At 68.0% G+C, this 14,848-nt stretch carries 14 protein-coding genes; 9 read left to right on the top strand and 5 right to left on the bottom strand.

Annotated elements, in window-relative coordinates:
* Positions 1-28: 28 nt before the first annotated feature.
* Positions 29-1,915: an NPCBM/NEW2 domain-containing protein gene (locus tag ACEN9H_RS09105; RefSeq protein WP_413674496.1), complete on the top strand. Its 1,887-nt coding sequence runs from the start codon at positions 29-31 to the stop codon at positions 1,913-1,915.
* Here ACEN9H_RS09105 and ACEN9H_RS09100 read toward each other — a convergent pair.
* From ACEN9H_RS09100 to ACEN9H_RS09090, 3 genes are all read right to left on the bottom strand, one after another.
* Positions 1,878-3,488: a L,D-transpeptidase family protein gene (locus tag ACEN9H_RS09100; protein ID WP_413674495.1), complete on the bottom strand. Its 1,611-nt coding sequence runs from the start codon at positions 3,486-3,488 to the stop codon at positions 1,878-1,880. The genes ACEN9H_RS09105 and ACEN9H_RS09100 overlap by 38 nt on opposite strands.
* Positions 3,489-3,551: 63 nt before the next feature.
* Positions 3,552-4,436: an aromatic amino acid DMT transporter YddG gene (gene yddG, locus ACEN9H_RS09095; RefSeq protein WP_371763319.1), complete on the bottom strand. Its 885-nt coding sequence runs from the start codon at positions 4,434-4,436 to the stop codon at positions 3,552-3,554.
* Positions 4,433-5,347, bottom strand: coding sequence for a LysR family transcriptional regulator (locus ACEN9H_RS09090; protein ID WP_413674494.1), 915 nt, complete (start codon positions 5,345-5,347; stop codon positions 4,433-4,435). The genes yddG and ACEN9H_RS09090 overlap by 4 nt, the downstream gene beginning before the upstream one ends.
* Positions 5,348-5,450: 103 nt before the next feature.
* Between ACEN9H_RS09090 and ACEN9H_RS09085 the strand changes: the two genes are divergently transcribed.
* From ACEN9H_RS09085 to pcaD, 8 genes are read left to right on the top strand one after another with little or no spacing between them, the layout of a single operon-like run.
* Positions 5,451-6,560, top strand: coding sequence for a muconate/chloromuconate family cycloisomerase (locus ACEN9H_RS09085; RefSeq protein ID WP_413674493.1), 1,110 nt, complete (start codon positions 5,451-5,453; stop codon positions 6,558-6,560).
* Positions 6,561-6,577: 17 nt separating this feature from the next.
* The gene (gene catC / locus ACEN9H_RS09080) at positions 6,578-6,868 is read left to right on the top strand and encodes a muconolactone Delta-isomerase (protein ID WP_056137391.1); all 291 of its coding nucleotides are present in this window, start codon (positions 6,578-6,580) and stop codon (positions 6,866-6,868) included.
* A 25-nt stretch (positions 6,869-6,893) separates the two neighbouring features.
* A complete protein-coding gene (gene catA / locus ACEN9H_RS09075; protein WP_056137389.1) occupies positions 6,894-7,814 on the top strand; it encodes a catechol 1,2-dioxygenase in 921 nt (306 codons plus the stop codon).
* A 10-nt stretch (positions 7,815-7,824) separates the two neighbouring features.
* Positions 7,825-9,195, top strand: coding sequence for a benzoate 1,2-dioxygenase large subunit (gene benA / locus ACEN9H_RS09070; RefSeq protein ID WP_160410123.1), 1,371 nt, complete (start codon positions 7,825-7,827; stop codon positions 9,193-9,195).
* On the top strand, positions 9,192-9,683 hold the full coding sequence (benB, locus tag ACEN9H_RS09065; protein WP_160410122.1) for a benzoate 1,2-dioxygenase small subunit: 492 nt from the start codon (positions 9,192-9,194) through the stop codon (positions 9,681-9,683). The genes benA and benB overlap by 4 nt, the downstream gene beginning before the upstream one ends.
* A gap of 13 nt (positions 9,684-9,696) precedes the next feature.
* Positions 9,697-10,728, top strand: a complete 1,032-nt coding sequence (gene benC, locus ACEN9H_RS09060; protein ID WP_413674492.1) for a benzoate 1,2-dioxygenase electron transfer component BenC — start codon at positions 9,697-9,699, stop codon at positions 10,726-10,728.
* The gene (locus tag ACEN9H_RS09055; protein ID WP_413674491.1) at positions 10,725-11,501 is read left to right on the top strand and encodes a 1,6-dihydroxycyclohexa-2,4-diene-1-carboxylate dehydrogenase; all 777 of its coding nucleotides are present in this window, start codon (positions 10,725-10,727) and stop codon (positions 11,499-11,501) included. Before benC ends, ACEN9H_RS09055 begins: the two co-directional genes overlap by 4 nt.
* Positions 11,502-11,504: 3 nt before the next feature.
* A complete protein-coding gene (gene pcaD / locus ACEN9H_RS09050) occupies positions 11,505-12,284 on the top strand; it encodes a 3-oxoadipate enol-lactonase (RefSeq protein WP_413674490.1) in 780 nt (259 codons plus the stop codon).
* Between the two features lie 39 nt (positions 12,285-12,323).
* Here pcaD and ACEN9H_RS09045 read toward each other — a convergent pair whose 3' ends face one another.
* Both ACEN9H_RS09045 and ACEN9H_RS09040 read right to left on the bottom strand, forming a co-directional pair.
* Positions 12,324-13,409 (bottom strand): porin, encoded by a 1,086-nt coding sequence (locus tag ACEN9H_RS09045; protein WP_413674489.1) that lies wholly within the window; start codon positions 13,407-13,409, stop codon positions 12,324-12,326.
* A gap of 89 nt (positions 13,410-13,498) precedes the next feature.
* A complete protein-coding gene (locus tag ACEN9H_RS09040; protein ID WP_413674488.1) occupies positions 13,499-14,842 on the bottom strand; it encodes an MFS transporter in 1,344 nt (447 codons plus the stop codon).
* Positions 14,843-14,848 lie beyond the last annotated feature (6 nt).

The raw sequence follows: 14,848 nt of genomic DNA, 5'->3' as shown, positions 1-14,848 counted from the left end.
ACGTCCACATCTCACACTGGAAATCCCGATGCAAAAGCCTCGCCTCGCCCTGATTCCCCTGTTGTTCGCCGCAGCCTTGTCTCATGCCGCCACCGACCCGCTCGCGCCGACCGCGCGCTGGAGCGCCTACACCGCCGGCCATGCGGCCACGCCGCCGATGGGCTGGAGCAGCTGGAACGCGTTCGGCACCGACATCGACGAGGCGAAGGTCCTGGGCGCGGCCCAGCGCCTCGTGGACAGCGGCCTGGCCGCCAAGGGCTACCGCTACGTCAACATCGACGACGGCTGGGCGCTGCGCCGCAACCAGCCGGACGGCCGCCTGATCGTACGCCCGGACCGGTTCCCGTCCACCGCCAACGGTGGGTTCCGTCCGTTCACCGACAAGATCCACGCGATGGGCCTGAAGGCCGGCATCTACTCGGACCTGGGCCGCAATACGTGCTCGCAGGCGTACGGCGGCGACGACCCGAACCTGCCCAAGGGCAGCGTGCTCGAACGCGAAGTGGGCCTGTACGGCCACATCGACCAGGACATCGGCCTGTTCTTCCGCGACTGGGGCTTCGACTTCATCAAGGTCGACGGCTGCGGCCTGCGCGCGTACGGCGCGGACAGCCCGAAAGTCAAGACGGGCAACTACCGCGCGCTGAAGCCCGTGCTGGACCTGGAATCGGTCGCCCGCTCGGACATCCCGGCCGTGCAGGCGGAATTCACGCAGATCAACGAGGCGCTGAAGCGCAGCAATCCGGACGGCGACTACCTGCTGTCGCTGTGCGTGTGGGGCTCGGCCGACGTGCGCGCCTGGGGCAAGAACTTCGGCAACCTCTCGCGCACGAGCGACGACATCCGCCCGAACTGGCCGCGCCTGCTCAGTAATTACGACAGCGCCGCGCGGCGCGAACTGTACGGCCATCCGGGCAGCTGGAACGATCCCGACATGCTGTACATCGGCGCCGGCGATTTCGACGCGAACCACCTGACCGAAGCGAAATCGCACTTCGCGCTGTGGGCCATGCTGAATTCGCCGCTGATGACGGGCGCCGACCTGCGCACGACGCCGCAGGCGCTGATGGACATCTTCGGCAACGCCGACATCATCGCGCTGAACCAGGACCCGGCCGGCAACCAGGCGGTCCTCGCCTACGACGCCGACGACGTGCAAATCCTCGTCAAGACGCTCGCGTCGGGCGACAAGGCCGTCGCCATCTTCAACCGCGGCCTCGCGGCCATCGACGCCGACCTGACGGCCGAGCACCTCAAGCTGCGCAAGGACGGCAAGATCACGCTGACCGACCTGTGGTCGAAGGAAGCTTCTTCGTTCACGAACGAGACCAAAGTGAAAGTGGCGCCGCGCGAGACGCGCATCTTCCGCGTCCAGGGCGCACGCGCGCTGGCGGACGGCCTGTACCTGTCGGAGCAGCCGGGCAGCGTGAATCCGGCCGTCGACGGCGTGACCAAGCCCACGGCCGATCCGACCGTGTTCCGCTCGTCGTTCGGCTGGAGCGGCACCAAGGGCGGCGGCGAACGCCCGATGTACGCCGGCTTCGGCGGCGCGCGCGCGGACAGCACGCCGTACGGCCAGTGGCTGCAGATCGGGGGCAAGCGCTACGACGCCGGCATCGGCATCCTGGCCAATTCGCGCCTGGAAGTGCGCAACCACGATTACCGCCGCCTGGAGACGAAGGTCGGCGTCGACGATTCCGCGCAGGACCGCAAGAACGGCGTGACGTTCCTGGTCTACGGCGACGGCAAGCTGCTGGCGAAGAGCCGTGCGCTGCGCTGGGGCCAGCCGGCGCAGGCGCTGAGCGTGGACGTCGGCGGCGTCAAGCTGATCGAACTCGTGGCGAAGAGCACGGGCGGCGTCAACGAGCAGCTGCCGGTTACCTGGGGTGACGCGGCGCTGACGTCGGCGCGCTGATGTTCGAGGACTGGCGGCGTGCCGCCAGTTCCTGTTCCAGCTTGACGTCGCGGCCGTAGATGTCCGCGGCGAAGCGCGCACCGCCCTCGCTGTCGACGATGGCGGTCGCGTAGAACAGCACCACGGGAATCGAACGAGCCAGGTCGACGTGCTTCGTCGGCCCCGGCTGCAGCGCTTCCTGGATCGCATCCGCCGTCCACTGGCGCTGCCCGCCGAGCACGTACTGCGCCAGCGCGGCCGGATGCTCGACGCGGATGCAGCCGTGCGACAGGTCGCGCCGGCTGCGTTCGAACAGTTCGCGCGCCGATGTCGAGTGCAGATAGATGTCCATCGGGTTCGGCATCGCGAACTTGATCGGTCCCAGCGAATTCTTCGCCCCCGGGCGCTGGCGCACGCGCGCCCGCCCTGCCTTCAGGTCCGCCACGCTCGCGTCGGGCGGCACCGTCTCCATGTCATGCTGCTTCAGGTACGCCCGATTGCGCGCGAGCTTCGGCAGGATCTCTTTTTCCAGGATGCTGCGCGGGACATTCCAGTACGGGTTGAATTCGAGGTAGCGCATCTGCCCGACGAACAGCGGCGTTTCCGTCTTGACGGCGGAGCCGACGACGACGCGCATCTCCAGCGGCGCCTCCGTGCTGCCGTTCTGCAGCGCCCACAGCCGGTAGGCCGGCAGGTCGACGACGATCAGCGGGCCGGGACCGAAATCCGGCAGCCAGCGCAAACGCTCCAGCGTCAGTTCGAGCTGGCGCACGCGCTGCACGGGCGGCACGTTGAGCGCATTGACCGTGCCGCGGCCCAGCACACCGTCTTCCTCCAGCCCATGGCGGGCCTGGAAGTGGCGCACGCCCTCTTCCAGCTTGTCGCCGTAGATGCCCTCGGCCGGCGGCGCCGCATCGGCCGGCAGGTCGCCCAGCAGCACGAGGCGCTCGAACAGCGCCTGCGTATCCGCGTACGCCCCTCCCGGCTTGACCTTCGCCTGAGGCACCGGCAGCGCAGGATACGGCTGCTGCGCCAGCTCGCGGTAATGCGCCAGCGCCGCCTTGACCTGCGCGTACAGCGGCAGCTGCGGCTCGGCCGCCTGCACCGCGTCGCGCAGCTTGCCGGCCGCGAGTCCCGTGCGCAGCCGCTCGACCGGATCATAGCGCTTGAGGCGCGCGTCCGACTTGCCGGTGTGGTACTCGGAGCGTACGCGCCCCACGCGCAGATCGGCCAGGTAGTGCAGCATCGCCGTCGTCAGCGCGACGTCGAACCAGGCCGGATCGGCACGGCCGGATCGCAGCTGCTGCTGCAGGTCGTCGGCGCCGTAATCCCGCGGATCGAGGCCCTGCACGGGGGCCTGGCGCAGCACCCACAGCGCGGCGGCGGCGGTCTGCGGATTCCACGCGGGCGCGTACTTGCGCGGCGCGTAGAACCGGTCGAGCCAGCCGCGTTCGTCGTAGGGACCGGACGGCAAGGTGAGCTGGAGCGCCTGCGCATGGATGGCCGCGGGGATGGACTGGGCGAAGGAGAAACGGGGAACGAGGGCCGCGGCACAGAGCACGAGCGCGGTGGCGATTTTCTGGCTGGACTTCATGGATGCTTTCGGACTTCGGCAACGATACGTTACCGATGAGCATCATACCCGCAACGCGTGATATCAGCGTGTACGATTGGTGCGCGTGGCGAGCCAGCACAGGATGGCGCCGCCGCACACCATGGCCGCGCCCTGCCAGAACGCGAGCGACAGTGGCGCGCGCAGCATGAGTGCCGAGAGCGCCGCGGACAGCACGGGGATGAAGTACGACGCGCCGGCCAGGACCGTCACGTTCCCGTGCAGGATGCCGACGTTCCACGCGCCGTAGCCGAAGCCCATGGCGCCCGCGGCCAGCAGCAGGTAGACGACGGCCTCGAGACTGAAATCCATGGGGCCGCCGCCCTCCAGCAGGTACTTGCCCCACAACGTCGCGGCCACGAGGATGAAGAACAGCGTGACGCCGTTCTTCCCTTCCGCGATGCGCGCCGTCACCGTGCAGTACGCGGCCCAGATCACGGCCCCGGCGAACGCCAGCCCATAGCTGAGCGGGTTGGCGCGCACGTTGCGCAGCATGCCGGGCAGGTCGACGCCTTGCGCGCCGCCCAGCACCCAGCAGATGCCGACGATGGACAACGCGAACCCCGGCACGATCAGGACATTCGTCTTCTGCCGGTTGAACAGGATGCTTGCCACGATCGTGAACGTGGGCCACAGGTAGTTGACCATCCCGACCTCGATGGCCTGGCGCGCCGTGTCCGCATAGCCGATCGACAGCGACAGGCACAGCTCATAGGTCACGAACAGCAGGCTGCCCCAGGCCAGGTAACGGCGCGGCAGCCGCGCATGGCCCACCGACAGCAGCAGGAATACCGACGCCACGCTGTACATCAGCGCGGCCCCGCCCGTGGGGCCGAGGTGGACGCTGACCTGGCGGATCAGGCCCACGATGGCGCTCCACAGCAGCACGGCCGTCAGCCCGATCAGGGTCGCCTTGTTCCTGTCTTTCACAAGGCTTCCCTGACGTGCGGGATGCTTAGATCGTCGTAGATCGAATACACGGCGGCCAGCATGTTTTCCAGCTCGGGCGCGCGGTCCATGTGGCGCACGCTGAAGAAGATCGGCGACACCGCGTGCTTGTCTTCGATGCGCCGGTACACGACGTTCCGGTGATGCATGCCCTGCACGCTCTCCGGCACGACCGCGATACCCTGCCCGGCCGCCACGAGGCCCATCGCGATCTGCAGTTCGCGCACTTCCGTCACGTGGTCCGGCGTCAGGTTCGCTTCGCGGAAGGCGGCCAGCACCTGGTCGGCAAAGCTGGGCCGCGGCGCCTTCGGATACACGAGCAGCGCCTCGTGGATCAGGTCCGTCAGGCGCAGCTTGCCCTCTTTCTCCGCGAGGCGGTGGCCGGGGAACAGCGCCACCACCATCGGCTCCTCGCGCAGCAGGATGCGGCGGATGCTCGTGTCCTCGCTCTTCAGGCGCCCGAAGCCCACGTCGATGCGCCCTTCCTTCAATGCCTTGAGCTGCTCCACCGTCGTCATCTCGTGCAGGGTCACCTCCACCTCCGGGTGGTTCTCGCGGTAGCGTCGAATGATGTCCGGCAGCAGGCCGTACAAGGTCGATGCGACGAAGCCGACCGACAGCGTCCGTTCCAGCTTGCCCACGCGCTGCGTCATCGTGCGCAGGTCGCGCACCTGGTCGAGCAGCGGCTTCGCATGCGCCAGGAAAAAGGCGCCGGCTTCCGTCAGGCGCAGCGGCCTCACCCCTTTTTCGATCAGGGTCACGCCCAGGTCTTCCTCCAGCTGCTGGATCTGCCGGCTCAGCGGCGGCTGGGCGATGTGCAGGCGCTCGGCGGCGCGCGTGAAGTTGCGTTCTTCCGCGACCGCGACGAAGTAGCGCAGGTGTCTTAATTCCATACTCGATACCTATAGGGTATTGAAACCATACCAAAACGGTGTTGGACGCCCGTCATTTGCAGGAATATCGTGTCCTCACCTCACCGAATTATACGCAAATAATATGATTCAATATATCAAAACCTTCCTGCTCGACGTGCCGACGATCCGGCCGCACAAGCTGTCCGTCGCGACGATGAACACGCAAACCCTGGTGCTCGTGCGCGTCCGCTGTGCCGACGGCATCCAGGGCTGGGGCGAGGCCACCACCATCGGCGGCCTGGCCTACGGCGAAGAGAGCCCGGAAAGCATCAAGGCCAATATCGACACCCACATCGCCCCGCTGCTGATCGGCATGGACGCCGCCCAGCCGGCAAAAGCGATGGCGAAGGTGCGCAAGGCCATCCAGGGCAACCGCTTCGCCAAGTGCGCGCTGGAGACGGCGCTGCTGGATGCGCATGCGCGCCGCCTGGGCGTGCCGCTGTCCGACCTGCTGGGCGGCCGCGTGCGCGACGCTTTGCCGGTCGCGTGGACGCTGGCCAGCGGCGACACGGCCAAGGACATCGCGGAAGCGGAACACATGCTGGAGATCCGCCGCCACCGCATCTTCAAGCTGAAGATCGGCCTGCGCAGCGTGGACGCCGACGTCGCCCACGTGCTGGCGATCAAGCGCGCGCTGGGCGACCGCGCCAGCGTGCGCGTCGACGTCAACCAGGCCTGGAGCGAAGCGCAAGCCGTGCGCGGCATCGCGCAGCTGGAAGCCGGCGGCGTCGACCTGGTCGAGCAGCCCGTGAAAGCCCATCACACGGCGATGCTGGGCCGCCTCGCGCGCCGCTTCGACGTCGCGATCATGGCCGATGAGGCCCTGCACGGCCCGGTCGATGCGCTGGCGCTGGCCCGCGCGGACGCCGCCGACGTCTACGCCGTCAAGATCGCCCAGTCCGGCGGCCTGTTCGCGGCGCTGGAAGTGGCGGCGGTCGCGCGGCTGGCCGGCATCGGCCTGTACGGCGGGACGATGCTCGAGGGCGGCATCGGCACCGCGGCCACGGCGCACGTCTGCGCGACGTTCGCCGACCTGGAGTGGGACACGGAATTGTTCGGCCCCCTGCTGCTGACCGAGGAAGTGCTGCGCGAACCGCTCGTGTACCGCGACTTCGAACTGCAGGTGCCGACCGGGCCCGGTCTCGGTGTCGACATCGATACCGACAAGCTGCGCAGCCTGCAACGCAAGTAAAGACACTGGAGACCACCATGCTGTTCCACGTCCGAATGAACGTCGACCTGCCCGCGACGATGCCGCCTGCCGAAGCCGCGGCGCTCAAGCAGACCGAAAAAGACCTCGCCCAGCGCCTGCAGCGCGAGGGCAAATGGCGCCACCTGTGGCGCATCGCCGGGCAGTACGCCAACGTCAGCATTTTCGACGTCGACAGCGTCGACGAGCTGCACACGCTGCTGACGTCCCTGCCCCTGTTCCCCTACATGCACATCGACGTCATGCCGCTGTGCCGCCATCCCTCGTCCGTCCGCGACGGCGACATTTGACCCAACCTAAAAAAGGAGACCTGAAATGAACCACGCAGACATCGAACGACTGGCCCACAGCTGGGTCGTGGACGCCGCCGACCGCCCCGCCGACCCGCGCGTGCAGCAGGTGGTGCTGCGCCTGCTGGGCGACCTGTGCAAGGCGATCGAGGACCTCGACATCACGCCGACCGAATTCTGGCACGGCGTGGCCTACATGTCGGCCGCGGGCGCCGCCAACGAACTGGGCCTGCTGGCCGCGGGCCTGGGCCTGGAGCGCTTCCTCGACATCCGCGCCGACGAAGCGGAACAGAAGGCCGGCCTGGAAGGCGGCACGCCGCGCACCATCGAAGGCCCGCTGTACGTGGCCGGAGCGCCGGAAAGCGTGGGCTTCGCCCGCCTGGACGACGGCACGGAAAGCGAAAAGGGCGAGGTCCTGTTCATGCAGGGCACCGTGTTCGACCAGCAGGGCAAGCCGCTGCCGGGCGCGAAGGTCGAGGTGTGGCACGCGAACCTGACGGGCAACTACTCGTTCTTCGACCAGACGCAGGCGCCGTTCAACCTGCGCCGCACCATCGTCACGGACGACCAGGGCCGCTACCAGTTCCGCAGCATCATCCCGGTCGGCTACGGCTGCCCGCCGGACGGCACGACGCAGCAGCTCCTGAACCTGCTGGGCCGCCACGGCCAGCGCCCGGCGCACATCCACTTCTTCGTCAGCGCCCCGGACCATCGCAAGCTGACCACGCAGATCAACATCGACGGCGACGAATACCTGTGGGACGACTTCGCGTTCGCGAGCCGCCCGGGCCTCGTGCCGCCCGTGAACCGGATCGACGACCCGGCGCAACTGGACGCCAAGCGTGTCGACAAGCCGTTCGCGTCGATCGACTTCGACTTCCACCTGTACCACGACACCGCCGCCGCGCCGACCACGCAGGTCGACCGTCCGCGCGCCGCCGCCTGAGGACACCGCCATGATCCCGATCGTTCCTGTCGACGCGTTCAAGCCCAAACGGCTGGACGACTACATGATCGAAGACGCGCAAACGGGCGACCACCGCCTGCACCGCAGCGCCTTCACCGACGAGGCCCTGTTCGAGCTCGAGATGAAGCACATCTTCGAGGGCAACTGGATCTACCTGGCGCACGAGAGCCAGGTCGCCAACGTCAACGATTACTACACGACGCACATCGGCCGCCAGCCGGTGTTCATCGCCCGCAACAAGAGCGGCGAGCTGAATGCGTTCATCAACGCGTGCAGCCACCGCGGCGCCCAGCTGTGCCGCCACAAGCGGGGCAACAAGGCGACGTACACCTGCCCGTTCCACGGCTGGACCTTCAACAACAGCGGCAAGCTGCTGAAGGTGAAGGATCCGGAATCGGCCGGCTATCCGGAATGCTTCAACAAGGAAGGCTCGCACGACCTCAAGAAGCTGGCGCGCTTCGCCAACTACAAGGGCTTCCTGTTCGGCAGCCTGAATCCGGACGTCGAACCGCTGGAAGCCTTCCTCGGCGAGGCCGGCAAGATCATCGACATGATCGTCAACCAGTCGCCGGAAGGGCTGGAAGTGCTGCGCGGCTCGTCGACCTACACGTTCGAGGGCAACTGGAAACTGCAGGCCGAGAACGGCGCCGACGGCTACCACGTGACGGCCGTGCACTGGAACTACGCGGCCACCACGAACCACCGCAAACAGGAGCAGGCCGCGGGCGAAGACAAGATCCGCGCCATGGACGCCGGCAACTGGGGCCGCCAGGGCGGCGGCTTCTACGCCTTCGAGCATGGCCACATGCTCCTGTGGTCGCAGTGGGCGAATCCGGAAGACCGCCCGAACTTCGCGCGTCACGCCGAGTACACGGAAAAATACGGCAAGGCGACCGCGGACTGGATGGTCGGACGCTCGCGCAACCTGTGCCTGTACCCGAACGTGTACCTGATGGACCAGTTCAGTTCCCAGATCCGCGTGCTGCGCCCGATCGCCGTCGACAAGACCGAGGTGACGATCTACTGCATCGCGCCGAAGGGCGAATCGGCCGAGGCGCGCGCGCACCGCATCCGCCAGTACGAGGACTTCTTCAACGTCAGCGGCATGGCGACGCCGGACGACCTGGAAGAATTCCGCGCCTGCCAGCAGGGCTACAACGGCGCCGCGATGCAGTGGAACGACATGTGCCGCGGCGCCAGGCACTGGATCCACGGCGCGGACGACGCGGCGCAGGACATCGGCCTCGCACCCGTCATGAGCGGCGTGCGCACGGAGGACGAAGGCCTGTACACGATCCAGCACCGCTACTGGCTCGACGTCATGAAGAAGGCATTCGACGCCAAGGGAGAAGCGAAATGAGCGCGGTCACGATCCAGGATATCCAATCCTTCCTCTACCGCGAAGCGCGCCTGCTCGACGACGAGCAATGGGACGACTGGCTCCAGTGCTACGACGCGAACGCGCGCTTCTGGATGCCGTCGTGGGACGACGACGGCACGCTGGTCCAGGACCCGGAGCGCGAGATCTCGCTGATCTTCTACCCGAGCCGCCAGGGGCTGGAGGACCGCGTCTTCCGCATCAAGACGGAACGCTCCAGCGCGACGATTCCCGATACGCGCACGAGCCACAACATCGCCAACGTGGAACTGGAACAGGTCGACGGCAGCCGCCACACGGTGCGCTTCAACTGGCACACGCTGAGCCACCGCTACCACACCAACTACAGCTATTTCGGCATGTCGCGCTACGTGATCGACTTTTCCGGTCCGGCGCCGAAGATCCTGGACAAGTACGTCGTGCTGAAGAACGACTACATCAGCCAGGTGATCGACATCTATCACATCTAAGCAGGAGACGGTCATGAGCCACACGATCGCACTGCAGTTCGAAGACGGCGTCACGCGCTTCATCAGCTGCAACCCCAACGAAAAACTGTCCGACGCGGCCTACCGCCAGAAGGTCAACATCCCCCTCGACTGCCGCGACGGCGCCTGCGGCACGTGCCGCGGGCTGTGCGAATCCGGCAGCTACGACATGCCGCCGGACAGCTACATCGAGGATGCCCTCGAAGAAAAGGATGCGGCGGCTGGCTACGTGCTGGCGTGCCAGATGCGCCCGACGTCGGACTGCGTCGTGCGCATCCCGGCCACGTCGGCCGCGTGCAAGACGGGCGTCGGCGACTTCCCCGGCACCGTCACCGCCGTGGAACAGCTGTCGCCGTCGACGATCCGTTTCTCGATTGCGCCGGACCATCCCGACCAGCTGGACTTCCTGCCCGGCCAATACGTGAACGTGACGGTGCCGGGCACGGACCAGACACGCTCGTATTCATTCGCTTCCGCGCCGGGCGCGGAACAAGCCAGCTTCGTGGTGCGCAACGTACCGAATGGCCTGATGAGCACCTGGCTGACCGGCCAGGCGCAATCGGGCCAGCCGATCTCGTTCTCCGGTCCGTACGGCAGCTTTTATTTGCGGCCCATGCACCGTCCCGTGCTGATGCTGGCCGGCGGCACCGGCATCGCGCCGTTCCTGTCCATGCTCGATGTGCTGGCGGCCAAAGGGTTCCCGCATCCGGTACGCCTGGTCTACGCCGTCACCAACGACCATGACCTGGTCGGCCTGGCGCAACTGGACCGCATCGCGGCCGCGCACCCGCAGTTCCAGTACGTGACCTGCGTCGCGGCGGCGTCCAGCACGCATGCGCGCAAGGGTTATGCCACGGCGCACGTGGAACCGGGCTGGATGCATGGCGGCGACGTCGACGTCTACCTGTGCGGCCCCGTGCCCATGGTCGACGCGGTGCGCGGCTGGCTGGACGGCATCGGCGTGAAACCGAATTCGTTCCACTTCGAGAAGTTCTCGGCCACGAGCACGGCGGGGGTGACGGCATGATGCATCCGGACCGTTTCAGGGACAAGGTCATGATCGTCACCGGCGCCGCCCAGGGCATCGGCCGCGGCGTGGCGCTGGCGGCCGCCGCGGAAGGCGCGCGGCTCGTGCTGGCGGACCGTTCGCCGCTCGTGCACGAGGTAGCCCGGGAGACCGGGACGCAACCCATCGTCGTCGAGGCCGACCTCGAAACGTGGGCCGGCGCGGCCACGCTGGCGGCACGCGCGCTGGAGGCCTGCGGCCGCATCGACATCCTCGTCAACAACGTGGGCGGCACGATCTGGGCCAAGCCCTACCAGGAATACGATCCGGACCAGATCGAGGCCGAGATCCGCCGCTCGCTGTTCCCGACGCTGTGGTGCTGCCGCGCGGTGCTGCCGGCGATGATGGCCGCGCAGGCCGGCGCGATCGTCAACGTGTCGTCGGTGGCCACGCGCGGCATCTACCGCATCCCCTACTCGGCCGCGAAAGGCGGCATCAACGCGCTGACGGCCAGCCTGGCGATGGAGCACGCGCAGGACGGCATCCGCGTCAACGCTGTCGCCACCGGCGGCACGGAAGCCCCGCCGCGCAAGGTGCCGCGCAATCCGAAGGCGCTGAGCGAGCAGGAGCAAACGTGGTACCAGGGCATCGTCGACCAGACCATCGCGACGAGCCTGATGCACCGCTATGGCACCATCGACGAGCAGGTCGCCGCCATCCTGTTCCTCGCCTCGGGCGAAGCGTCGTACATCACGGGCACCGTCCTGCCCGTGGGCGGCGGCGACCAGGGGTAAGCGATGAGGTACGTTGACATTGACGACGTCCGCCTGCACGTGCGGACCGACGGCGATCCCGCGCGACCGTGCATCGTGCTGTCGAACTCCCTCGGCACGGACCTGTCGATGTGGGATCCGCAGGCCGCCGTCCTGGCCCGCGACTATTTCGTGCTGCGCTACGACACGCGCGGCCACGGCCTGTCCCGGCGCGGCACGATGCCTGTGACGCTCGAACGCCTCGGCCGCGACGTCGTCGGCCTGCTCGACGCGCTCGGGATTCCGCGCGCGCATTTCTGCGGCATCTCGATGGGCGGCATGACGGGCCAGTGGCTCGGCATCCACGCGCCGCGGCGGCTCGACAAGCTCGTGCTGGCCAACACCGCGGCGCGCATCGGCACGCACGAGGGCTGGACCGCGCGCGCCGCCCAGGTGCGGGCCGGCGGCATGGATGGCGTGGCCGACGGCGCCGCGGCGCGCTGGTTCACGCCCGCCTTCCTTGCACGCGAACCGCACGTGGTCGCGCGCATGATCGCCCGCCTGCGCGAGCAGGATGCCGAAGGTTACGCGGCCTGCTGCGATGCGCTGGCGGACGCCGACCTGCGCAGCGCGATCGGCACCATCGCCGTCCCTACCCTGATCATCGCCGGCGCCGCGGACCCGGTCACCACCGTCGCCGACGCCGGCTGGATGCGCGACCGGATTCCCGGCGCGTGCCTCGCCACGCTGGCGGCGTCCCACATCTCCAGCATCGAAGCGGCACCGCAGTTCGCCGGCGCCCTCGTGTCCTTCCTCGCCGGCTGACCGGGGAAAGGCGGCAGCAACCCTGCCGCCTTGCCGCCATCAGAACGCGTGCCGCAACCCCGCCATCACCCCGCTCTGCGCCTTGCCCGGCGCCGTCGTGCCGCCGGCATCGAGCGCGATCGCGGCCGCGCCGTGGTTGTCCATGCGGCCGACGCCCGCATACACGGCGCTGCGCACCGACAGCGCATACGTCAGGCGCGCGACCGCCAGGTTCGTGTCGTCGGGCGAGCCCCTGACGTTCTTGCGCGCCACCTGGGCATCCAGCGTCAGGCGCGGTGCGACCGGGATGCTCGCGCCGAGGTAGAACAGGTCGGACTCGGCGACGCCCGACGCGGCATCCGTCTTGCGGTCGATGACGCCGGCGCCGATCTTCGTCTTGCCCGCCATCATCCAGCCGTTGGCCGTGATGCGGCGGTCGTAGTGCGCGCTGTCCGTCAGCCCACCCGCCGCGCCCGTATTCCCATACAGCTTGTCGTACGTGGCATTGATGCCGTAGGCCTTCGTGTCATAGCCCAGCAGGGCCGTGTATTGGCGGCAGGCGCGCGCATTGCCCGGCGCCTCGCCCGCGCAGCCGGTCGCGGACGGACCGCCGGCCGCGGAGCCATCGCGGCCGAAGCTCCAGGTGGCGCCGACTGTCCAGCGGTCGAACGTGCCGAGATAGCCGATCGCGTTGTCGCTGCGCGCGTTCGGTAGATATAAATCGATGCTGTTGATCGAGAAGAGGTTCGGTCCCAGCACGTCGCTCTTCATCGTGGCGAGATACGTCATGTTGAGGATGCGGCCCAACTGCAACGTGCCCCAGCGGCCGCGCAGGCCCACCCACGCCTGGCGTCCGAACAGGCGGCTGCCCTGCCCGAGCGTGCCGACGTCCGGATTGAAGCCGCTCTCCAGGTTGAACACGGCGGCGAGACCGCCGCCGAGGTCCTCGCTGCCGCGCAAGCCGATGCGCGACGGCAGGCTGCCCGTCAGCGACGGTTCGCGCGTGACGCCGTGGCCCGCCGCGTCCGCGTTGTTCATGTGCGCCAGCGCCACGTCGACGATGCCGTACACCGTCACCTGGCTTTGCGCCTGCGCGCCGCCCGCTCCCAGACCCGCCGCGAGGGCGATCGCTACTGCCTTTTTCATCATGTCTCCTGTTGGTTGTTGTTCGGGCGGAGGCAAGGCTCCGCCCTGGATGCCGCGCACCCATGAAAAACGTGTGTGAGGGAATCCGGTCAGGCTTCGGCGACGGCGCCGGTGTGCTGCGGCACGGCGGACGCCGAGCGCCCATGGCGGATCAGTGCTACCGACACGGCGGCGATGACGGCCGGGATGGCCATCGCCTGGAAGTTCTGCTGCAGCGGCAGCGCCATGCCGACGAGCGTGCCGATGACGATCGGTGCGAGGATGGCGCCGCCGCGGCCCACGCCGGAGGCCCAGCCGATGCCGGTCGAACGGATCGCGGTCGGATAGAACTGGCCGGCATAGGCGTAGGTGACGATCTGCGTGCCGATCGTCGACGCCCCGGCGAGGCCGACGAGCACGAACAGCGCCGGCGTGGATACCGGATAACCCAGCAGCGTGATCGAGACGGCGGCCAGCGCATACATCGCCACCAGCACGTACTTGATGTGGAAGCGGTCGGCGAGCCAGCCGCCGCCGACGGCGCCGACGACGGCGCCGAAATTCAGCACGAGCACGAAGGTCAGCGCGGACCCGAGGCTGTAGCCCGCCCCGGCCATCAGCTTGGCGAGCCAGGAGCTCAGCGCGTACACCATGAACAGGCACATGAAGAAGGCGATCCAGAACATCGCGGTGGAGAATCCGCGGCCGTCCTGGAACAGCTGTCCGATCGGGGCGCCCTGCGCGCGGTCGGTGGCGGGCAGGTCGAAGCGGTCGCCGGCTTGCGCGCGGTACGATGGCTCCATGCGCGCGAGCGTGCGCTGCAATTCGGCCAGGCGCTTGCGCTGCACGAGGAAAGTCATCGATTCCGGCAGGCTTTTCAGGATGAACGGAATCAGCAGGACCGGCACGCCGGCCGCGAGGAACACGGACTGCCAGCCGTGCTGCTCGATCAATCCCTTGCCCAGCAGCGCGGCCAGCATGCCGCCCACCGCGTAGCCGCTGAACATCAGCGTGACCATGGTCGCGCGGATGCGCCTGGGCGAATATTCCGTCATCTGGGCGACCACGTTCGGCATCACGCCGCCGATGCCGAGGCCCGCGAGGAAGCGCATCGCGCTGAACACGTACGGATCGCTGCTCATGCCCGCGGCGGCCGTGAACACGCTGAACAGCGCGAGGCAGATGACGATGGCGTGGCGCCGGCCGACGCGGTCGGCGATCGTGCCGAGGAAGATCGCGCCGAACATCATGCCGAACAACGCGGAACTGACCATGAAGCCGGCGTTCTGCGCCGTCACGCCCATCTCCTTCATGATCGACGGCAGCGCGATGCCGGCCACGGCGAGATCGTAGCCGTCGCAGATGATGATGAGGGCGCACCACGCGAGGATGCCGGCGTGGAAGCGGTTGAACCTGGCCCCGTCGGCCAGTGCGTGGATGTCGATGTGCCGCATGCGATT

Source organism: Massilia cellulosiltytica (assembly GCF_047325105.1).
In the GTDB taxonomy this organism is placed as follows: domain Bacteria; phylum Pseudomonadota; class Gammaproteobacteria; order Burkholderiales; family Burkholderiaceae_D; genus Telluria; species Telluria orientalis.
Note: the sequence above shows the minus strand (reverse complement) of the source record. Positions and strands in the feature narration are given on the sequence as shown.

Coding starts and splice junctions, on each gene's coding strand:
- catC (WP_056137391.1), top strand. CDS start 6,578: ATGCTGTTCCACGTCCGAATGAACGTCGACCTGCCCGCGACGATGCCG.
- benA (WP_160410123.1), top strand. CDS start 7,825: ATGATCCCGATCGTTCCTGTCGACGCGTTCAAGCCCAAACGGCTGGAC.
- ACEN9H_RS09090 (WP_413674494.1), bottom strand. CDS start 5,347: ATGGAATTAAGACACCTGCGCTACTTCGTCGCGGTCGCGGAAGAACGC.
- ACEN9H_RS09100 (WP_413674495.1), bottom strand. CDS start 3,488: ATGAAGTCCAGCCAGAAAATCGCCACCGCGCTCGTGCTCTGTGCCGCG.
- catA (WP_056137389.1), top strand. CDS start 6,894: ATGAACCACGCAGACATCGAACGACTGGCCCACAGCTGGGTCGTGGAC.
- ACEN9H_RS09055 (WP_413674491.1), top strand. CDS start 10,725: ATGATGCATCCGGACCGTTTCAGGGACAAGGTCATGATCGTCACCGGC.
- pcaD (WP_413674490.1), top strand. CDS start 11,505: ATGAGGTACGTTGACATTGACGACGTCCGCCTGCACGTGCGGACCGAC.
- ACEN9H_RS09105 (WP_413674496.1), top strand. CDS start 29: ATGCAAAAGCCTCGCCTCGCCCTGATTCCCCTGTTGTTCGCCGCAGCC.
- ACEN9H_RS09045 (WP_413674489.1), bottom strand. CDS start 13,409: ATGAAAAAGGCAGTAGCGATCGCCCTCGCGGCGGGTCTGGGAGCGGGC.
- benB (WP_160410122.1), top strand. CDS start 9,192: ATGAGCGCGGTCACGATCCAGGATATCCAATCCTTCCTCTACCGCGAA.
- ACEN9H_RS09040 (WP_413674488.1), bottom strand. CDS start 14,842: ATGCGGCACATCGACATCCACGCACTGGCCGACGGGGCCAGGTTCAAC.
- ACEN9H_RS09085 (WP_413674493.1), top strand. CDS start 5,451: ATGATTCAATATATCAAAACCTTCCTGCTCGACGTGCCGACGATCCGG.
- benC (WP_413674492.1), top strand. CDS start 9,697: ATGAGCCACACGATCGCACTGCAGTTCGAAGACGGCGTCACGCGCTTC.